We start from the raw sequence: 19,465 nt of genomic DNA, 5'->3' as shown, positions 1-19,465 counted from the left end.
TTCGCCGGTTCCCCTGAGATGCTTTGCCAATCGAAGGAGAACGCTCCGGGGCCCTCTTGCGAGTTGCTCAGCCTGCGCCGGTGCAGCGCCGACGAACTGCTTTCCGTGCCCCGGTCGAGCGGGGAGAAAATGTCCTCGGTTTACGGCTCAGTCGGCAGCCCAGCGCGCTGCCAAGCGGCGAACCCGCCCAAGATCGCTTTCACTTTGTCGGCCGGCCGACCCGCGCCGATGAGCAGTTGCGCCGCCCGGGCGCTCGATTCTTCTGCCGGTCAGGTGCAGTAGAGGATCAGCTCTTGGTCGGCAGGGATGGCGGCGAGGACCGGCAGCCGCGGGTTCGCCTGAATGGCGTCTAGGGGCGCATGGATCGCGCCGGCAATCCGCCGCTGTTCAAATTCCGCCGCAGTGCGGACGTCAATGATGACGCCGCGGCCGCCGTCGGCGATCGCCTTCGCCTGCGCCGGCGAGACGCGCGCTACTTGCGCCGTGGTCGGTGTTGCGCTGGGGGGCGTGCCCGCCCCAGGAGCGCTCGGCGCAGCACAGCCAACAAGGAGGAGCCAGAAGGCGAAAACGGCAACGACCCGCATAGCACCTCGAATCACGTCACCAATGGAAGTATAGAGGCAGGGGGTGAACCGTTCGTGCTGAACGGTTCAGCGTCAGCCGCAGCGCGCCGCCGCACTCAGCGTCCCAGATCACCTCAGCCCCGCTTGAAAAGCACACCCCACCGCCTGCCAGCGTCGCTGCAAACCGGCTGCCGGCGCGGCAACCTCGGCCGCCTACCCAACGCAACTCCGCCGCTCGGCGTTGCCACCGCAGCTGTCGGCTGCCTCGCGACGACGGCATGACCGAACGTGGCGGGCAGGGAAGAGCAAGCGGTCGCAGCGACAGTGCGATCGCCCGCACCCCTAAGAAGCATCAGCGCACGCTCTTTAGGGGACGCCCCGGGCCAAGACGCCGCTCGACCTGTTCGCGCACCGCAGCATCTTTGGCGGCCCAGGCGCGCAGCAGACCGAAGCAGCCGGCGAGCATCATTGCGCCATGAGGAACCGCAAGGTAAGGCTGCAGTGCCGACCCAGCAAGGAGCGCCCGCCGCGGGCCGGTAATTGCAAGAGGAGCCCGCGGGAGAGAACGGCGCACAATCGCGCCGTGACCTTGGCTCTCGAACACTTCACGGTTGGTGAGCGTGCCATCAGCGAGCCGTCGGAGCAAGCGCTCAAGCTGGAATGCCGTCAGCTCGCCCGTGTGATGCTCGAAGAGACCCGCGATCCCGTCTTCGTCAAGCGCGTAGGCGAGCGTATGGAAATTGCCGAGGTTCGCGACAATGCCAGGGCAGCATACCGCCGGGTCATCGAGCGCCCCAAGCACCGCCGCCGGCCCGGTATCCATGACCAGCAGCGGCCCGCTCTCGTTCAGTTCCGCAGCCACGGCACGGAGCCGGCTCATCTGCGGCGGGATCTCCGCCGCGAGGAAGCCGAGCCCAGTCAGCCCCTCATCGATCCGACTGGCGAGGTAGTCGAAGCGGAAGGCGCGGTCGCTGACGCCCGGCGGGGCAGCGCCGTGGTCAAAGACCGCTGCCGCCCACCCCTCAGGCGGCGGCACGTCATAGGCGGCAAGAATGCTGAGCAGCCGCGCGCGGTCGATATCCCCGAGACGGAGGTGAACGCCGGGCAAGCGCGCCGCTTCCTCCTCCGAGACGAGCGTGATCCCCATCTCCCTTACACGGTCGAGATCGTCGTCGAAGGTCGTCGCAGCTTCAGGGGTCGCGGCGATTGGCAGTCCGGCGAGCGCATGGTCGCGCGCCGCCCACGCCGAGGGCCCTCCGCCCATCTGCCGGCCCGTCAGCACAACCGGGTCGCGGCGCCGGGTCGCGGCGCGAATCCGTTCCGCAACAACCACCGTCGGCGACGGCAGGATCAGCTGAAGACAGTTTTCGATCTCCCGCGCCGGGTCGAAGAGCAGAACGTCTTGGGTGCCCGTTCCGACGTCGACAGCGAGGATCCTCACGCGATCCCCCGCCGCCGCTTCACCTGCTCCACGACGCCGGGGAGAAATTCGCCCGCCTTCGCCTCGATCCGAAGATCGGCGATGCGGTCGAGCGGGGTCTCCCCGATGTTCAGGATGACGAGCCGCGCGCCGCTTTCGACGGCATATACCGGCATCGCGGCGGCGGGGTACACCAGCAAAGAGGAGCCGATGACCAAAAAGAGGTCGGCCGCGCGCGAGCGGCGGATCGCTTCGGCAGTCTCGGCAGGAGGCATCGGCTCGCCGAAGGAAACCCCGCCCGATTTCATCAGCCCGCCGCAGCCCGGGCAGAGCGGCACTCCCGCGACAGGATCAGGCGGCCATGCGAGGGTCACCTCGCGGGGATAGCGTGTCCAGCAGGAGAGACATTTGGCAAAGCGGTTGCTGCCGTGCAGTTCGAGCAGCCGGTCATCCGGCACGCCGGAGCGCGTATGGAGCCCATCGACGTTTTGCGTGATGACGCAGTCGGCGATCCCCAGCCGGATCAGCTCGGCGACGGCGTAGTGAGCCGCATTCGGTTCCGCGGAAGCGCCAAGCCCGCCCTCGCAGTAGGCCCGCCAGCGCTGGCGGCGCAGCTCGGGGTCGGTGAGATAGGCTTGGAAGTCATACTGCGCCGGGTTGACCGTAGTCCAGATGCCGTTTGGCCCACGGAAGTCGGGAATGCCCGACTCCGTGCTGATCCCCGCGCCGGTGAAAATGACAAAGCAGCGCGACTCGTCGATCCAGCGGGCAAGCACGTCCCGCGCTTCGCGCAGCGGGGCACTGGCTGGCATGACGCCTCCTTCGCCGGCAGCGGCGGCGTGCCGGCGGTGTACAATTGGTCGCTTTGATGGTAGCCCACGCCTACCTCCACCTGCCGATCTCGTCTGCGTTCTGGGAGGTGGCTCCATGACCTCCGCTGACCCGTACTCCGCCTCGCGCCCTCCCCGCAGTCTGCTCGAACAATCGATTGAGGAAGCGGTCGAAGAAGCGGAAGAAGCGCTTGGGCGTCCGCCCGAAGCGCGGCCGCTGCTCGAGTCGCTCCGACCGGGTCGCGCTCGCCATCGCGTCGTCGTTACCGGCCTCGGCGCGATGACCGCGCTCGGCGAAAGCCCTGACGCCTTCTGGGCCGCCCTGCTCGCCGGCGAGTCCGGCGTCGGCCCGATGACCCTCACCGACCCCACCAACTATCCCTGCCGGATTGCCGCTGAGGTGCGCACCTTCGACCCGCGGAACTATCTTGATGCCAAAGAGGCGCGCCGGATGGCGCGGTTTACGCAGCTGGCGGTAGCGGCGGCAGACCAAGCGATCCAAGCGGCGGGGCTGCGTCCCGAGGCGGAAGACCGTGACCGGATTGGGGTCCTTATCGGCAACGGGAACGGCGGCTTTCCGAATATCGATGCCGAGATGCGCACCCTCGTCGCTCGCGGCGGAATGAAAGTAAGCCCGCTCTTTTTCCCCATGATCCTGCCGAACATGGCGGCGTCGCAGATTTCGCTGCGCCACCGGCTGACCGGCTACTCTTCGACCGTAACGACAGCGTGCGCTGCGGCAACCCAAGCGATCGGCGAGGCCGTCGAGCTGATCCGGCGGGGAGCGCAAGATGTGATGATCGCCGGCGGCACGGAAGCGGGGATTAGCGAGCTTGGCTTGGCCGGCTTCTGTGTCATGCGCGCTTTAGCAACGGACAACGACGACCCGCCGCGCGCTTCGCGTCCTTTTGACCTGACCCGCAACGGCTTTGTTCCTGCCGAAGGTGCGGCCATCCTCATTCTCGAAAGCCTCGAGCACGCGCTCGCCCGCGAAGCGGTCATTCTGGCGGAGATCACGGGATACGGCGCCTCGGCCGATGCCTATCATCTCGTTGCGCCGGACCCCGAGGGCCGGGGCGCAGCGCTCGCGATGCTCCGCGCCATCGCCGATGCCGGCCTCAGTCCGTCCGACATTAGCTGGATCAACGCCCACGCCACTTCAACCGAACTTGGCGATGTCGCCGAAACGAATGCGATCAAACGCGCGTTTGGCGAGGCAGCCTACCGGATCCCGGTGTCGGCGACGAAGTCGATGATCGGGCATGCGCTTGGCGCCGCAGGCGGACTCGAAGCGGTCGCCTGCGTCCTCGCCATCCGGGACCAACAGATCCACCCGACAATCAACCTCCGCACTCCCGACCCCGCCTGCGACCTCGACTATGTGACCGAAGGAGCGCGCAAAATCCGCGTCCAGCATGTGCTGTCGAACAGCTTCGGCTTCGGCGGCCAGAACGCCTGCCTCGTCTTCAGCCGGTATGAGCGCGTCGACTAGCCGCCAGCCGCGCTACCAGGGCTGCTTCGTCTGCGGAGCAGCCAATCCGATCGGGCTCAACTTGACGTTCTGGCAAGACGGCGAGACCGTGTGGACGGAGTTCACGCCGGACGAGCGCCACCAAGGCTACCCCGGCATCGTCCACGGCGGGCTGCTCTACGCGATCCTCGACGAAGTGACCGGCCGGGCAGCCTACCTGCGCGCCTCGTGGGTCGTTACCGCGCGCGCCGAAGTGCGCTACCTCCAGCCAGCGCGCCTTGGCGAGGCGCTGCGGTTCACCGGGCGGATCGTCAGCGAGCGCTCGCGCGCCTTGGAACTCGCTGGCGAGGCGCGCCGCGCCGATGACAACGCTCTCGTCGCCACCCTCCGCGGGCTGTTCGTCCGCCTGCCGGACGCGCGCATTCGCGAACTGGAAGAGATTATCCGCTTCGAGGACTAGCGCGGTCGCTGTCCAGGCTGCCTCGTAAACCGCAGGCACGCCGATCGCGCGGCACTCTCCACGGCACTCACCTTCCTCCGGCACATTCGGGCGTCGGCGCTCTCCGGCGCGCCGCTGCAAATGCCTGCCCAACCGGAACCGCAAGGGATGCCGAACGTTGATCCTGCTGGAGGCCGGCTTGAACGCACCCGTGCGCCAGCTTTCCCCAACCGTTGTTGTCGCAGCCGGGCTGGGGTTCGGTGTCACCGCTACGCTGCTGATCTCCAGACAAGCGCCGGGCGCCGGCATCTCGCTCTCGATCCTCCTTGGACTCGCGATACTGATGGGGCTCGGATTTGCGGTCGGGGTTCGGCCGGCGAGAGCGAACCTGTGGCTGCTGCTCGTGGTCCTCTTCTGCGCGGCGATGATCGCGGCGCGGGCCAACCTGCTGCTTCTCCTGATGAACAGTCTCGCAATCATCGGCCTAAGCGGGCTGCTGCTGGCGCGGTATGCTGGGCCGCCGGTCACGCGCCTCGGGGTCGGCAGTCAGTCATGGGCGCAGTTCGTGACGTGGTTCAACCTCGCCTTCCGGCCGTTTGCAGTGCTGGCCGCGGCAGGGCGGGCGACCGAGCGAAGCCGCGCGTCGCGCCATGCTGCCGGTCGCCGGCGGGCTCGTTCTCGCCTCTCCCCTGCTCTGCCTCTTCACCGCCCTCTTCATTTCGGCCGACCGCGTTTTCGCCGGCTATGTCGGCGATTTGCTCTCTCAGTTCGCCTTCCGCGATCTCCTGCAGCAAGGAGGGCTCATCGCCTTGTTCAGCTGGCTGGCAGTGGGAGCGCTCGATCTCGCGCTCGGTCCAAAAGAGCGCGACCCGCTGCGGGCGCTCTTCGGCGCGCCGGGCGCGCCGACCGTGGTCGCTCTGCCGCGGCTTGGCTTTGTCGAGGCGACGATCGCGCTCGTCCTTGTCGACCTGCTCTTTTTGGCGTTCGTCGCGATCCAGCTCCAGTATCTCTTCCTCGGGCCGGACCATCTCGCGCTGCGCGGAGACGGTATCTCGTACGCGCAGTACGCCCGCGAAGGGTTCTTTCAGCTCCTTGTGGCGGCGATCCTGACGCTCGGCGTCATCTGGACGCTGGAATGGCGCACGCGGCGCGAGCAGCCGGCGCAGCGGATTGTTTTCAACGCGCTCGCGACGGTGATGGTCGCCTGCGCGGTGGTGATGCTTCTCTCCTCATTCCGGCGGCTGTTTCTCTATGAACTGGAATTCGGCTTCACCCAAGCTCGGCTCTTTTCTCATGGAGTGACGCTCTGGCTGGGAGCGGTGTTCGCCTTCTTCGTCGCCGCGCTGTGGACCGGTCGCAGCCGGATCCTCTCAGCGGGGCTGCTCGGGTCGTGCATCGCGTTCGTCATCGGGCTGAACGCGCTCGACCCAGACGCTTTCATCGCTGCCCGCAATATCGAGCGGCTGACCGTTTACGGCAAATCGCTCGACGTGGCGTACCTCGGCCGGACGTCAACCGACGCCGTGCCGACCCTCGTCGCAGCGCTCGACACCCTGCCGCCCGCAGAGCAGCGCGAGCTGGCGACGATCCTCCGCCGCAAGCAGCGCGAACTCGCAGGGCAAGAACGCGACTGGCGCAGCGCCAACCTCTCGGTCCTCCTCGCTCGCCAAGCGCTCGATGCCCGCTTCGGGCCGCCGCTGCGTGAAGAGCGGAGCAGCCGACCCTTCGACGCTCTCTTTCCCGAGGACGTCGGCGCAACCGCTTCTCGACAAGGGCGCTAGACCGCCTCCGCAACAGGAGTGAGCGCCGGCCGAGGCGGACGGGCAAGCAAGATGACGCTGCCCCCCACGAGCTCCATCAGGACAAACAGGAGAAACGGAAGGTCATAGCTCCCGGTGTGATCGAAGAGAAGGCCGGCCGTCATCGGCCCCAGGACGGTGCCGGCCGTCATCACGAGGAAGACCGCGCCGAGGATCGAGCCATACGCTCGCAGGCCGAAGAGATCGGCGATGAACGAGGCGTGAACCGCGATGACACCGCCAGCGGCGATGCCGAAGATCGGGACAACCACCCAGATGAGCGCGCTCCCGCCAACGGCCCACAGCCCCGCCATCGAAAGCGCCGTCATTGCAAAGGCGACCGCCAGCACGAGCCGCGGCGACCAGCGGTCGGCGAGGGCGCCGCCGACCAGTCCTCCAATCATGTAGGTGGCAGGGATCGCGCCGGCAACTGCCGCCGCCGCTTGGTAGTCCATTCCCCTCCCAGTCAGAAAAGGCACCAGGTGGAGATTGAGTGCGTCGGTCCCGAAGAAATAACAGACCATCGCGATGGCGATCGCCCAGAAGGCGCGCGTTCGGACGGCATCGCGAAACGTCGCGCCGAGGGTCGATTCCCCGTGAGCGGGAGCAATGCCGGACGCCGGCGCGGCCGGCGGGTCGCCATCCGGCCGGAGCCCGAGATCGGCAGGACGGCGACGCAGGACGAGGACCGCGAGCGGCACGACAATCGCGAGCGTCAGCGCCGCGCTTACTTGGACCGCTGTCCGCCAGCCGAAGGCCGTGATCACGGCGGCGGTGAACGGCACCGCCACGAGCGACCCGACGCTCAGCCCGATGCGGGAGAGACCGAAGGCGAGCCCGCGGCGGCGGATGAACCACGTCGCGATCGTGACGTTGAGCGCCGGGTTCGTCGAGGCGACGCGGCCGACCGACATGAGGAGCAGAACGGCCATCAGCTGCCAAAACTGGCTGATGAGCGAGAAGAGAATGAGCGCCCCGCCGAGCACCACGCCGCCGCAGGCGATGACCGCGCGCGGCCCGATGCGGTCGACGAGCCGGCCGACGACGAAAGAGAGAGTCCCGCCGGCCAAAAACGAAAGCGACACGGCCGATGAAATCTGGCCGCGCGTCCAGCCGAACTCCGCTTCGAGCGGCGCGAAGAACGCCCCGAAGGCGAAAAAGCTGAACCCGATCACCGTGCCGAGGATCGCGCCGCACGCGATGACAATCCACCAGCCGTAGAACATAGCGAGAGCATACACGGCGGCCGATTGCGTCCGCGCTGCTGACGGCCTACGCTGTGCTGCACGGAGGAGGGGCCTGTGGAGCACAAATTCATCGACCACTACCGAGCGATGACGCGAGCGGAAATCCTTGCGCGCGAGCGCGAAGCACCGCCAGAAGATGCGGAGCGCGTCCGCGCGGAGGTGAAAGCGTTTATCCAGCATCACGCGCCGGGAACGGCCAAGTTTCTGATCACCCACCGCAAGGACGGCCGAGCGCACTGCCGACCGGTGAGCGCCTTCACCGAAGGGTGGACCGTGCAGACGATCAGCCAGCGCGAGCACCTCAAGAACCGCCATATCCGCAACAACCCGCAGGTAGGCTACCTCTGGGTCGAACTGAACCCGCCGGGCGACCGGTGGCTGAAGAGCGTCTGGCTGCAAGGCGTCTGCGAGATCATCGAGGACCCGGAAGAGATCCAAGCGTTCTACGAGCGCCGGCGCGCAGTCACCGGCTTCGGCGACCTCCACCCGGGAGACGACTGGGTTCGCCTTCTGCTGCGCACCACGCCGACGCTTGTCCGCGCAGAGGGGTTTCTCGGCCGCGATACGCCGGCGCTCTACCGCGACTTCTCGCGCTGAGGCGGCGGCAGCGCGGCACGAAGCAGTTCAGTTCGCAGCGCGCGACAGTGCCGCGCCTGTTGGCACGCTCTTTCCGGGCGGCGGGCGCGTTCTTCACACCGCTGCCCCCGCAGGGACCGCAACCGTCGCTGCCGCGCTCCCCGCGAGGGACGCCGCCGGCAGACTGGGGTCTCGAGCTCCGTCCGTTCGCCTCTCCACCGCGTCGGAGCGGTCGCCGGCGATCGACCGGCTCAGCAAGCGCCACGGTCGGCACGTTCCCGCCGCGGCCACCGGGGCATCACCGGCGCTCTGCCGAAACCACGCGCCCCTTCCGTCGCGGGGAGGGAGCATCGCGGTCACCGGGCGCGCGAATGAGCGGTGCCCTCCTCTGCGCCCCTTGTCGCCGCCAAGCTGCGCCTCATTGGGGGACGGCTGCGCAGCCAGCCGTTGGGCGGCGCCGTTCGCCAGAGCAGGCGTCATCCCGAGGGTCGAGCCCCGCCCTCAGCAGCGCCTCTCGGGCAGTCAGCCTCGCTTTCGCTGTTGTTCCCGCCGGGGCCGAGCGGCGGGGGAGGCGAGCGCACTAGGCTGACCGAGAGCGAGCGTGCTCGCCCGGCAGCGCGAAGAAAGCAGGAGCGGCGGGCTTCCGCCCGCCGCTCGATCGCGAAGAAGAGGGGCTTACTGGACGCGATAGGCGCTATCGAAGCGGTAGATGTTCGGGGTCATCAGCGAGATGCCCTTGATCTTCGGATTGTGGACGGTGAGCGCCGGCTGCGTCACGAGGAAGATCCCGGGGAAGTCCTCGCGGATGACCTTGTTGGCGCGCAGGAAGATCTCCCGCCGCTTCGCCGGGTCGCGCTCGGCGTAGGCCTGGGCGATCAGCTGATCGAACTCGGGGTTGCAGTAGAAGCCGAGGCCGGGGCTTCCGCCGGGCCCGGTGCAGGAGAAGGCGTTGCGGAGCGAGCCGAAGAAGCCGTTCGATTCGCCCGACTGGAGCGGGAAGATATCGCCCTTGGCGGCACGACCGAAATACTTGTCGAAGAAGGCCGCCGCCTCGATCTGGTTGATCTCGACCTCAACGCCCACATCGCGCAGGTTGGACTGCACTGCGAGCGCGACATCAGGCGGGACAAAGCCGGGCGTCGTATCCAGCGTCAGCTTGAAGCCGTTCGGGTAGCCCGCCTCAGCAAGCAGCTGACGAGCGCGCGCTGGGTTGTAGGGGATCGGCCGCACCGAGTCATCCCAGAACGGGGAGCCCGGCGTGCCGTACTGGCCGACCGCGCGATTGAGCCCTTTGAAGATGATATTCGCGATCGCCTCTTTGTCAACCGCGTAGTTGAGCGCCTCGCGCACCCGCTTGTCCCGAAGCGGAGTGTTGTTCGTCTCGAAGGTCACTTTGGGGAAGTTGAACGTGATGTTCGCCGTCTCGCTGACAATGATCTCAAGGCCAGCCCGCCGCAGCGTTTCGACTTGGTCGCCCACGTAGGAAACTTGGGTGACGAGGTCGATCTCGCCGGTGCGCAGTCCGCTGATCTGAGCGGTGGCTTGGGGCAGCACTTGGAAGATCAGTTCGTCGTGCTGCACTTGGCGGAAGGGGTGGCCGGACGCCTTCTTGCGGAAGCGGGCGATCTGGCCGGCCTGATATTCGACCAGTTCATACGGCCCGCTGCCGACCGGCCGCTGGACAAACCCCTCGAAGCCGACCGACTCGAAATATTTCTGCGGCACAATGTAGGTGTAGATCCCGTTGTTCACCAGCGCCATGTCTGGAATGCGGGTACGGATCTCAACGGTCCAGTCGTCGACCGCCACCGCCTCTTGAATGCTCGCGAGGTTGGTGCGGTTCGCCCAGTTCTGCTCGAGGGTCGTCCTGATGGTGAAGACGACATCCTGCGCCGTCAGGCTGGACCCATCCGGCCACTTCAAATCCTTGCGGATGAAGAAGCGCCAGGTCAGCCCATCGCCCGACAGCTCCCAGCGCTCTGCGACTTGCGGCTGCGGCTCATAGCGGTTGTTCAGCACCGTCAGCGAGTCGTAGAGCGGGTAGAACATATGGTTGAATGTGGTCGTCGCTTGGGGGGTGAGATTGTTCGGGAGCGCGTTGACGCCGACCCGGATCACTTGGTTCTCGGCACGCTGTTCACCCGGCGGCGCGGGCGCGCCAGGAGCGAGGCCGCCGGTCGGCGCGGGCGTACACCCGGCAAGAAGGAGCGCGATTGCGAGGGTTGCCTTCCAGAACTTGTGTCCCATACGCCTCCTCTCGTCTACCCCAGTCTCGATGCGGAGATCGACTGTATCCTAGAACGAAAAAGTATCGTCGGCAATATTTCCGATTGACTTCGCCAATACCTCTTGGCGGTTGTCTCGACAGTCGCGCCGAGAGAACGGGAGACGCGCCGCTATTTGTCTCGAACTGGGAGAGCAGCGTATCCTTCGACGTTGATCACCGTCCGGAGGACGCTCCATGCGCGTCGGCTTCTACGTCAACCCGCAGACCCCTGGCCCTGAGGATGACGGACGCATTATCGATGAAGTGCTCGGGCAGGTGGATCTCGCCGAGCAGCTCGGGTTCGACGACGTCTGGATCACCGAGCATGCGTTCACCGGCTACAACGCCTACTCAGACCCCCTCGTGCTGGCGACCGCGATCAGCCAGCGCAATCCGCGCCTGAAGATCGGCTTCTCTGTCGCAGTCATCCCCTACCACCACCCGATCCGCTTCGTCACTCAGTGCAACTTGCTCGACCGCTTGAGCGGCGGCCGGCTGGTGATCGGGATCGGAGCGGGAAACTCGCCGGACGAGTTTCGCGGCTACGGGCTGCCGGTGAACGAACGCCACGCGATGCTCGATGAGTTTCTTGCGATCTGTGAGCAGGCCTGGACTCAAGAGAACTTCCGCTACGAAGGGAAATACTGGAACGGCGAGGTGCGGGGACGCGTCATCCCGACGCCGCTCCAACGGCCGCATCCGCACATCGCTTGGGGCACGACAACGATGGAAACGATCGAGCGCATCGGCCGCCGCGGCTGGTCGCTCTTGATCGGCCCCCAGCACGAGAGTATCGTCGCGCCCCGACTCCAAGCCTACGCCCGCGCTATGGACGAGGCGGGGCTGGACGAAGCAACGAAGGCGCGCGCCTGGCTCGACACTGGTCAGTTGCGCCAGATCTACTGCGCTGCCCCCGGCGAAAACTGGCGCGAGACGATCGCCCCCTACATCGAGACCTACATCCGCAAAAGCGCCCTTGCCAACTCCGGGATCGACTATCTCCCGAAAGATGACCTCGAGCGGCGCAAAGAAGGGTACCTCAAGAACTGGCTGATCGCTGGCACCGCCGAAGAGCTGATCGAGCGGCTGACGCCGGCCGCCAAAATGGGGATCGCGCACCTGATGTGCTGGTTCACCTTCGGCCACATGCCAGACTGGCAAGTTCGCCAGTCGATGATGCGCTTCGCCGCCGATGTCGCCCCGGTCCTCGCCGCAACGAAGCCGGAGCCGGGGTATGTCGATCAGATCGTCGCCGAGGGTGTCCAAGCCGAAGCGTGGCGCCCGCGCTAGCCGCCGCGCTCTTCCGAGGAGGCAGCTGATGCGATCGAGCATCTATATCAACCCTCAAACCCGCGGCCCTGCTCACGACCGCCGCCTCATCAAGGAAGTGTTGGGGCAGATCGACCTCGCCGAGCGGCTCGGCTTCGAGGACGTCTGGCTGACCGAGCATCACTTCAGCAACTACAACACCTACAGCGACCCCCTCCTGCTCGCTGCGGCGATCAGTCAGCGTACTCCGCGCCTGCGGATCGGCTTCTCGCTCGCCGTCGCTCCCCTCCATCACCCGGTCCGCTTCGCAGTGCAGGCGAACCTCCTCGACCAGCTAACGGATGGGCGCGTCGTCATCGGCATCGGGCCGGGCAACGCCGAGGACGAATTCCGCGGGTATGGGCTCAACGCCGCCGACCGCCACGCGATGATCGCCGAGTTCGTCGAAGTGCTCGAAAAAGCGTGGCAGCAAGACCCCGACGGATTTTCTTACGAAGGCCAATTCTGGCGCGGCACAGTGAAAGGGCGTGTCATCCCGGCGCCAGTGCAGCAGCCTCATCCGCATGTGGCCTGGGGCACCGATACTGCGGCGACCGTCGAATTGATCGGCCGCAAAGGATGGTCATGGCTGATTGCGCCCTACCACACCTTGGAGACGCTCAAGCCGCTGATTTATCGGCTCGACAAGGGGCAGCGCGAAGCAGGCGTGAGCGAGGAAGCGCGGGCCCGCGCTTGGGCGCATACCGGCTACATGCGCCAGATCTACGTGCTCGCTCCCGGGGAGGATATCGAGGAGTCGATCGGAGAGTACATCACGCACTATGTGCGCGAGAGTTTGAAGGCAAACTTCGGCATCGACAACATGCCGAAGGACAAATTCGAGGAGCGCCGCGCCTTTTTCAAGGAAAAGTGGCTCGCCTACGGGACGGCAGAGGAACTGATCGAACGCTTCACGCCCTACGCGAAGCTCGGCATCGGCCATCTCATGTGCTGGTTCAATTTCGGCTACCTGCCCGATGAGCTCGTGCGCCGCTCGATCACGCGCTACGCTGCCGACGTGCTTCCTGCTCTCGCGGCTATCGCTCCCGACCCAGATCTGCAGCGCCGGATCGCGGCCGAAGGCGAGCACATTGCGCCGCGCCGCTGAGCGCCGGTTTCCCTCAGCAGCGAGCGCGCATCCCGTCCTGTGGAGCTCCACCAAAACAGATGTTCGCATTCTGCGCGAAGATCGCGTATAATAGATATGATGGACTGGATGAACGAAACCGCACTGCGCGCGACCCACGAACGCCTTCTCGCTGGCGACCCGACTGCGTCGCTCGACCTTGTGGAGCACGCAGGGCCGGCACTCACGCGATGGCTCGCCGGGAAATACCGCGTCGATGAGACGTGGATTGCCGACGCCGTGACCGACACCCTCTTTGACCTGATCCACCGCCCCACGACGTATCAGCCGGATCGCGGCTCCCTCTTCGGCTACCTTCGGATGAGTGCCGAGAGAGACCTGAAGAATCGAATCAATAGCGAGCGCAAGCATCAGCAGGTCTTGTCCCTCGAGGCTGTCGCAGAATTCGCGGAAGAAGGGAACACTCCACTAGCGGAACGGCTCGCCGACCCGACAGTCGATCCGGACCGCTGGGTACAGGAGGTGGACCCGGTGCTTATCGATACCATTCTCCGCGAGCTGCCGGACGAACAGGATCGTCAGGTGTTCCTATTGATGGCGCGCGGCGTGCGCTCGACGCAGGCATTTGCCCGCGTCCTCCGGATCACGCATCTGAGCCAAGAGGAGCAGCGGCGCCGAGTCAAGCAGACGAAGGATCGCATCAGGATCCGGCTCAAGCGGGCGCTGCGGCGGCGAGGGTGGCGCTATGGAAACTGAGGCCTTCCTCCTTCACGCCGCCCGCCGCGCCCGCCAGGAGCCGAAGCTTTTGGGGTCGCTCTTGGCGCGTCATCAAGAGGTCCACCGGCTGACCGACGAGATGCTGGCGAAAGAGCTTGGCGTCGATGAAAGGGGGCTGGCGCGCCTTGCCCTCTGCGGCATCCCGCGTGACGAATTCTTCGCGGAAGACATCCGCGCCATCGCTGACCGGACCGGCGCCTCGCCCTTTGCGCTGGCCCGGATCGTTCGCATGACGCATTTCGGGCGAAGGCCGCGTCGAGAAGAATTATTCAACCTGCAGGCAGCGCGCTGGCGCGAGGAGGACGAGGAGCCGTAAGTGCTCAACCCGGCGTGGATCGAGGGGCTCGCCGAGGCGTTCTGGCGCGCAGTCGGCCCGGGACCGCGCCCCCGCCTCGAAGATGCCATCAGCCTCGTGACGCCGCTCGTTGTCGTCCGCCTGCCTCGGCTCCGCCCCCAGTCGGTGAATGCGTGGCTGGCCCGCTATGGGATCGCGCCCCAGCTTGACGGCAGAAGCGGGCGGCTGCATGGCTGCCTGCTCGTCCAGCGTGACACCGGCGTCATCTTCATCGACGGCAGCGACCCTCCAGAGGAGCAGCAGTTCACCCTCGCCCACGAGCTCGCCCACTATCTCGCTGACTATCAGCGTCCGCGCGAGCGCGCACTCAGGCTGCTCGGCCCTGCCATCGCGCCGGTGCTGGATGGCGATCGCCCTCCCACCGACGACGAGCGGCTGAGCGCAGTGCTGCGAGGTGTTCCCCTTGGTGCCTACGTTGATCTGTTCGAATACGACACCCTCGCCACAATGGCGCATGAGAGCGACGCCGACCGCCTCGCGATCGAGCTGATCGCGCCAGCGGACGCAGCGCTGCCGCTCGCGGCAGCGACGGCCGACCTGCCGCCCTTGGAGCGCCCGACAGTCCTGACCGAGCGTCTGGTCGCGGCGTTCTCCCTTCCGCCGGCGGTCGCGGCCAGCTATGCGGGGCGCTTGCTCACGTGCCTTCACCTTGACCGCCGGCTGCCGGCGTGGCTTGCCGGAGCGCAGACGCCATGAGCGACGTCTTGCTCCCCGGCAACGGCCCCGCGCCGCCAAGCGACGAGTTTGCCGCCGGCTACGGCGAACCGCTCGACCGCGTCCTCGACCCGCGTGCTTGGCAGCCCGCTGATCAGCTCGATGACCTCTACCGCCGGCTGGATGAGGAGGTGGACGAAGCACTTCGCCAGGCCGATGCCACGAAACTTGCCGTGCGGCAGCACATCTTTGGCCGCATCGAGGAAGCCCGGCTCGCCAGCCGCGACCTCGGGGACGAGATAGGCTTCTACGCCGCCACCCCGGAGCTGATCCGCCGCCAGCATTTCGGGCTCCTCTTCCGCGGCGGAGTGGAGGCGGCCGACGGCACAAGCGTCGCCCACGACACGCTCCCGCTGACCGTCATGTCGATCGGCGTCGTGCTGGTCTCCTACGACGGCAGCTACGGCACGTGGGGGCATCGGCTCTACCGGCGTGACCTCCGGCTGCGCGGGATGACGCCGTTCGACGAGCTGGTGGCACTGCTGGACCGCCGCATCCGCGAGAATGGGCATCCCGCTGACCGCCACGCGCGGCTGACTCAACTTGGCCGCTCCGGCATTATGGCCTACATGGAGCGCGCCATCCTGCTCGAGATGGGACGCGCGCCCTGGCGCTTAGGCCACGGCAATCCCGTTTCCTTCCCGCTCCTCACCGGCTCGGGCAGCGCGGAGTTCTTGAGGAAAAGCCTCGACCTGCTGCGCCGGCTCATCGACTTCGAGAAGTTCGTCTTCGTCCAAAGCGAGACGACCGAACGCGACCTCCTGACGATCGGCGATGCGCTTCGCCCGCTGGAGTACGTCGTCTACGACACGGCTGAGGACGCGATGCGCCGCATCGTCGAGGCAGAGACCTACCTCCGCCGCTCCCGCGATGAGGCGCGCGAGTTCATCGACGAGTACGGGCCGAAGCTGGTGCGCGGCGTTTACCGCGCCTCCGAGTTCGCTCCTCCCTATGTCTTCTACGCTCACCGCGAGCGCGTCCACGAAGCAGCATTGATCGCGCTTGCCGACTCGACGCTTCATGAGCACCGCGGCTTTCCCTTGCTGATCGACCTCGCGGACGCAGTGGCACGCGCAGTCTTTGACCCCGCCTCGATCGCTGACCTCGTCCGGGCTGCCTACGCAGCGCGCGGCAAGCCCTACCGCTACCTCAGCGAGCGCGAGACCCGCTGATGCTGGAGGTGCCATGAGCACGAGCCTGACGACTGAAGTGACCCCGCGGCCCGTTCCCGAAGCGGCAGTCGCCCGTATCGACGAGGAGATCACCGCCCTCGGCGGCGAACTGCAGCCTGCAGCCCATCGGCAGGGGTCGGTCGGCGTCACCCTCTTCGACACCCCAGCGAGCGATGACGGCACGGTGACGGTGATCGTGCCCGCCGGCCAGCTCGACCGGGTGGCCAATCGGACATTCGTCCGCATCCGCACCGAGGCAACCGATAATGCCGCGGCGCGCTCATTCCTCGGTGTGGTCATCAGCGGCCCCTTTCACGAACCGGACGGGCTGCGCGGCGACTCGCCGATCATCACGACGACGGCCGCGCGCGGAAGTTCGATGTTCCTCCCGCACTATCACGGACGCGCGGCGGTCGAGATCCTCGGCGAGGAGGTGGAGGACGGCTCGCTGCAGCTGCAGCCGCCGCGCTTCCGGCCGCGGCCAAACAGCCCCGTCTTTCTCCTGTCGGAAGAGGAGGTCAAGCGCTTCCTCAAGGTCGAGGGCGACATCCTGCTCGGCCGCGCCGTCGGCTACAACAATCTCGAGGTGCGGATCCCTTCGAGCGACAAGAGTGTTTTGCCGCGCCACCTTGCCGTCCTCGGCAGCACCGGCAGCGGCAAGAGCACGACCGTCTCGCGCCTGATCGCCGAAGCGCGAGCGCGAGGGATGGCGATCATCGTCCTCGATGTCGAAGGCGAATATACCTTCATTCACGAACCGACAGACGACGCCACGATGCTGCGCTTCCTGCGGGAGCGTGGTCAGGAGGCGCGAGGGATCCCCAAAGAGGCGATCCGGCTTTATCACCTCGTCGGCCATGGGTCAAGCAACCCCGCGCATCCGTGCCGGCAGCCGTTTACCCTCATGTTCGACCAGCTTGCGCCAGCAACCATCGCTGAGATTTTGGAACTGAGCGAAGCGCAAATCGAGCGGTTTTACCGCGCGTATGAGCTTGCCGTCGATCTCACGATCCACGTCTTCCTCAACGGCGAGCGCGAGCGACGACTGCAGTGGGACGACCAAGAGCGCGGCTTCCCAGGGCTGCGCCTCTCGGCGCTCTATGACGTGGTGCGCGCCTTTGCCGATTGGCTCGACGGCAAGAAGGAGCCTTCTTCCCTCTGGGATCCAAATCCGCTCTGGTCAAGCCACTTCCCTGAAGCAATAAAAGCGGCGATCAACGAGCAGCCGCCGAAAAACGTCGCAAGCTGGCGCGCGCTTCAAGGCCGGCTCGGCGTCATCCGCCGTTTGCGCATGTTCGACAACGAGAAAGGCACCCGCCTCACTAAAGTGAAGCTGGTCGAACCCGGGACCGTCAGCATTTTTGACCTTTCAGAGATGGAGTCGCCCTACCAGCGCAACCTCGCCATCGCGGAGGTGCTGCGGCTGGTGCAGGTGGAACAAGAAAAAGCTTTTGACCGCTCGGTTCGGAACGGCAATCCGCCGCCGCGCACGCTCGTGATTGTCGAAGAGGCCCACGAGTTCATCTCCGCCGAGCGGGTGAAGCAGATGCCGATCTTGTTCAACCAAATCGCCCGCATCGCGCGGCGCGGCCGCAAGCGCCGCCTCGGGCTGTGCTTCGTCTCCCAGTCGCCGCAGCACCTGCCGCGGGAAATCCTCGGCCTCGTCAACAACGTCATCCTCCACCGACTGACCGACGCGACGGTCCTCCGCGACCTCCGCCAGGCATTCGGCACCGTGGACGACGGCTTGTGGCGGCAGCTTGGCAGCCTTGCGCCCGGGCAGGCGGTCGTCTCCTTCACCAGCATCAGCCAGCCCCTGCTCGTCGCGATGGATCCCACGCCGGTGAAGCTGCGGCTGATTGACTGACGGCCTTCTTTCCGACCGCGCCGGCGAGCCGCCGGTCAGAACGGGCGGACACCGCGCTCGGTGAGCGTTTGGCGGGCATCCTTCGAGCCCCTTCTCGACCCGCTGATCCTGGGCGGTGTTCTGCAGTTCGGCGCCAGGACATTCGGCGAACTGGTCACCCCTGCGCGGATGAGCGGGGGCGACATCGCTCCCGTTCCTGGGCGGCAGTCGGCGTCTCGTCCCTGAAGCGCCTGCATCGTGACGGTCGGCGCGAACGCTTGAGCAGGACGTCGCTCGTCATCCAGTTCCTCGACGCCGACAGTGCGGCCGGCGAGGGCTGCGCTGCGAGCCGGAGAGCCGCTTTCTTCTCCTGCGGCGCGACCTGTTGTCGGCCTCATGCTCAACGAGCAACGCGCTGCTCGCGCCGCGTCCCGATCATTGCCGCCCGGTGCTGTTCGCCTGTCGCCGCGCTTAGGCGGCCGCGCCATCGAGCGCGGGCAGCACCTCCCGGGTGAAGCGCTCGAGCCGGCGACGCCCCTCCTCGGGCGGCGTCACTGGCGAGTCGAGCGAGATTGAGAGCTGACGTATCCCGACGCGCTCGAGTTCGCGCAGCTGCTCAATCAGGTCGCTCGCGGTGCCCCACAGCACTGCTCCCAGCAGTTCTTCCTCCGTCGCCACCACCGGCACCGTTTCTCGGATCTCGCGGTGGAACGCAGGGTCACCGACCGGCAGCTGATAGAGTTGGAGCGCATAGCGATAGTGCGCCACCTCGCGGAGCGCTGTCTCATACGCTTCTTGGCGTGAGTCGCCGATCGCCACGAACCGAGACGCCGAAACGCGGCGCAGCCGATGCTGGAGCAGGTCCTCGGGAGTGCCGGCGGCGCGCGCTGCTTCTTCGTACTGACGGAGCTGCTCGCGCAGCATCTCGCCTGGCCGGTTGCCGAGCACGGGGATGGCGCCGTGCTGCGCCGCGAAGGCGATCGAGCGCGGCGAGGTCATCACCATATACATCTCGGGATGCTGCTGGTAGGGCAAGGGGTAGAGCTGGATCTCAGGGAAGCGCCAGTATTTGCCCGCAAAAGCGAACGGCTTGCCGCGGAAGGCGAGCGCGATCAGAGCGAAGGCATCCTCGAAGAGGTCGACGGCGCGCTCGGGGTCCGGGCACAGGACCGCGGTCTCGAGCGGCGCATGGCCGCGGCCGACGCCGATGTCGAGCCGGCCTTGGCTCATTTGATCGATGAGGAGCATCTCCTCGGCGAGACGAACCGGATGGTGAAAGGGCAAGAGCGCCACGCTGTAGCCAAGCCGGATACGGCGCGTCAGCGCGGCGAGATTGGCGAGGATGACGCTTGGGGACCCGCTCGCGCCGTACTCGGTGAAGTGATGCTCGGTCAGCCAGAAGTTCGCGAAGCCGTGCGCATCGCCGAACTGCACTTGCCAGACGAGATGCTCCCAGCTTTCGCGCCACGTCGACCCGGGCCGAAGACTGTAGATGTTCGCGAGCCCGATCCTCAACGCCGCACCTCCTGTCCCGCCGCGCGCAAGCTGGGAGCGAGCGGGAAAGTCCCTGCACCCACGGTCCGGGCGAGGCTGGC

17 protein-coding genes are annotated in these 19,465 nt (G+C 66.5%); 11 read left to right on the top strand and 6 right to left on the bottom strand.

The genetic code is table 11. From position 1 onward, the window contains the following. Positions 1–269: 269 nt before the first annotated feature. From NZ773_13330 to NZ773_13320, 3 genes are all read right to left on the bottom strand, one after another. Complete coding sequence (locus NZ773_13330; protein ID MCS6802905.1) at positions 270–599, bottom strand: rhodanese-like domain-containing protein; 330 nt, start codon at positions 597–599, stop codon at positions 270–272. A 316-nt stretch (positions 600–915) separates the two neighbouring features. Continuing rightward, the gene (locus tag NZ773_13325; protein ID MCS6802904.1) at positions 916–2,004 is read right to left on the bottom strand and encodes a DUF1786 domain-containing protein; all 1,089 of its coding nucleotides are present in this window, start codon (positions 2,002–2,004) and stop codon (positions 916–918) included. Then, positions 2,001–2,795: a hypothetical protein gene (locus tag NZ773_13320; GenBank protein MCS6802903.1), complete on the bottom strand. Its 795-nt coding sequence runs from the start codon at positions 2,793–2,795 to the stop codon at positions 2,001–2,003. Before NZ773_13320 ends, NZ773_13325 begins: the two co-directional genes overlap by 4 nt. Before the next feature lie 115 nt (positions 2,796–2,910). Between NZ773_13320 and fabF the strand changes: the two genes are divergently transcribed. The 3 genes from fabF to NZ773_13305 all read left to right on the top strand — a co-directional run bounded on the left by fabF (position 2,911) and on the right by NZ773_13305 (position 6,504). Then, positions 2,911–4,305, top strand: coding sequence for a beta-ketoacyl-ACP synthase II (fabF, locus tag NZ773_13315; protein ID MCS6802902.1), 1,395 nt, complete (start codon positions 2,911–2,913; stop codon positions 4,303–4,305). Then, positions 4,289–4,744, top strand: a complete 456-nt coding sequence (locus NZ773_13310) for a PaaI family thioesterase (GenBank protein ID MCS6802901.1) — start codon at positions 4,289–4,291, stop codon at positions 4,742–4,744. Before fabF ends, NZ773_13310 begins: the two co-directional genes overlap by 17 nt. A 629-nt stretch (positions 4,745–5,373) precedes the next feature. Beyond that, complete coding sequence (locus NZ773_13305; protein ID MCS6802900.1) at positions 5,374–6,504, top strand: DUF4173 domain-containing protein; 1,131 nt, start codon at positions 5,374–5,376, stop codon at positions 6,502–6,504. Here the strand turns inward: NZ773_13305 and NZ773_13300 are convergent. Beyond that, a complete protein-coding gene (locus tag NZ773_13300) occupies positions 6,501–7,748 on the bottom strand; it encodes an MFS transporter (protein ID MCS6802899.1) in 1,248 nt (415 codons plus the stop codon). The two genes, NZ773_13305 and NZ773_13300, sit on opposite strands and share 4 nt — an antisense overlap. Positions 7,749–7,823: 75 nt before the next feature. Between NZ773_13300 and NZ773_13295 the strand changes: the two genes are divergently transcribed. After that, entirely contained in the window at positions 7,824–8,366 is a 543-nt protein-coding gene (locus tag NZ773_13295; GenBank protein ID MCS6802898.1) for a pyridoxamine 5'-phosphate oxidase family protein, read from the top strand. 654 nt (positions 8,367–9,020) lie between these two features. On the opposite strand, the gene NZ773_13290 is transcribed toward NZ773_13295, so the two are convergent. Beyond that, on the bottom strand, positions 9,021–10,592 hold the full coding sequence (locus NZ773_13290) for an ABC transporter substrate-binding protein (GenBank protein MCS6802897.1): 1,572 nt from the start codon (positions 10,590–10,592) through the stop codon (positions 9,021–9,023). 214 nt (positions 10,593–10,806) lie between these two features. Here NZ773_13290 and NZ773_13285 point away from each other — a divergent pair, with 214 nt between their 5' ends. The 7 genes from NZ773_13285 to NZ773_13255 all read left to right on the top strand — a co-directional run bounded on the left by NZ773_13285 (position 10,807) and on the right by NZ773_13255 (position 17,891). Then, the gene (locus NZ773_13285; protein ID MCS6802896.1) at positions 10,807–11,901 is read left to right on the top strand and encodes an LLM class flavin-dependent oxidoreductase; all 1,095 of its coding nucleotides are present in this window, start codon (positions 10,807–10,809) and stop codon (positions 11,899–11,901) included. Positions 11,902–11,929: 28 nt separating this feature from the next. Next, the gene (locus tag NZ773_13280; GenBank protein ID MCS6802895.1) at positions 11,930–13,027 is read left to right on the top strand and encodes an LLM class flavin-dependent oxidoreductase; all 1,098 of its coding nucleotides are present in this window, start codon (positions 11,930–11,932) and stop codon (positions 13,025–13,027) included. A 108-nt stretch (positions 13,028–13,135) separates the two neighbouring features. Next, positions 13,136–13,762, top strand: a complete 627-nt coding sequence (locus tag NZ773_13275) for a hypothetical protein (protein MCS6802894.1) — start codon at positions 13,136–13,138, stop codon at positions 13,760–13,762. Continuing rightward, the gene (locus NZ773_13270) at positions 13,752–14,099 is read left to right on the top strand and encodes a hypothetical protein (GenBank protein MCS6802893.1); all 348 of its coding nucleotides are present in this window, start codon (positions 13,752–13,754) and stop codon (positions 14,097–14,099) included. Before NZ773_13275 ends, NZ773_13270 begins: the two co-directional genes overlap by 11 nt. Then, on the top strand, positions 14,100–14,834 hold the full coding sequence (locus NZ773_13265) for an ImmA/IrrE family metallo-endopeptidase (protein MCS6802892.1): 735 nt from the start codon (positions 14,100–14,102) through the stop codon (positions 14,832–14,834). It abuts the gene before it with no gap. Further along, positions 14,831–16,024, top strand: coding sequence for a hypothetical protein (locus tag NZ773_13260; GenBank protein ID MCS6802891.1), 1,194 nt, complete (start codon positions 14,831–14,833; stop codon positions 16,022–16,024). The genes NZ773_13265 and NZ773_13260 overlap by 4 nt, the downstream gene beginning before the upstream one ends. 13 nt (positions 16,025–16,037) lie before the next feature. After that, entirely contained in the window at positions 16,038–17,891 is a 1,854-nt protein-coding gene (locus NZ773_13255; protein ID MCS6802890.1) for an ATP-binding protein, read from the top strand. 450 nt (positions 17,892–18,341) lie between these two features. Here the strand turns inward: NZ773_13255 and NZ773_13250 are convergent, their stop codons facing one another. After that, positions 18,342–19,385, bottom strand: coding sequence for an LLM class flavin-dependent oxidoreductase (locus NZ773_13250; protein MCS6802889.1), 1,044 nt, complete (start codon positions 19,383–19,385; stop codon positions 18,342–18,344). Between the last annotated feature and the right edge of the window lie 80 nt (positions 19,386–19,465).

The sequence above is a fragment of the Dehalococcoidia bacterium genome (assembly GCA_025054935.1).
Classification (GTDB): Bacteria; Chloroflexota; Dehalococcoidia; order SpSt-223; family SpSt-223; genus JANWZD01.
Note: the sequence above shows the minus strand (reverse complement) of the source record. Positions and strands in the feature narration are given on the sequence as shown.

Coding starts and splice junctions, on each gene's coding strand:
- NZ773_13275 (MCS6802894.1), top strand. CDS start 13,136: ATGAACGAAACCGCACTGCGCGCGACCCACGAACGCCTTCTCGCTGGC.
- NZ773_13270 (MCS6802893.1), top strand. CDS start 13,752: ATGGAAACTGAGGCCTTCCTCCTTCACGCCGCCCGCCGCGCCCGCCAG.
- NZ773_13310 (MCS6802901.1), top strand. CDS start 4,289: ATGAGCGCGTCGACTAGCCGCCAGCCGCGCTACCAGGGCTGCTTCGTC.
- NZ773_13320 (MCS6802903.1), bottom strand. CDS start 2,795: ATGCCAGCCAGTGCCCCGCTGCGCGAAGCGCGGGACGTGCTTGCCCGC.
- NZ773_13255 (MCS6802890.1), top strand. CDS start 16,038: ATGAGCACGAGCCTGACGACTGAAGTGACCCCGCGGCCCGTTCCCGAA.
- NZ773_13290 (MCS6802897.1), bottom strand. CDS start 10,592: ATGGGACACAAGTTCTGGAAGGCAACCCTCGCAATCGCGCTCCTTCTT.
- NZ773_13305 (MCS6802900.1), top strand. CDS start 5,374: ATGCTGCCGGTCGCCGGCGGGCTCGTTCTCGCCTCTCCCCTGCTCTGC.
- NZ773_13300 (MCS6802899.1), bottom strand. CDS start 7,748: ATGTTCTACGGCTGGTGGATTGTCATCGCGTGCGGCGCGATCCTCGGC.
- NZ773_13260 (MCS6802891.1), top strand. CDS start 14,831: ATGAGCGACGTCTTGCTCCCCGGCAACGGCCCCGCGCCGCCAAGCGAC.
- NZ773_13285 (MCS6802896.1), top strand. CDS start 10,807: ATGCGCGTCGGCTTCTACGTCAACCCGCAGACCCCTGGCCCTGAGGAT.
- NZ773_13280 (MCS6802895.1), top strand. CDS start 11,930: ATGCGATCGAGCATCTATATCAACCCTCAAACCCGCGGCCCTGCTCAC.
- fabF (MCS6802902.1), top strand. CDS start 2,911: ATGACCTCCGCTGACCCGTACTCCGCCTCGCGCCCTCCCCGCAGTCTG.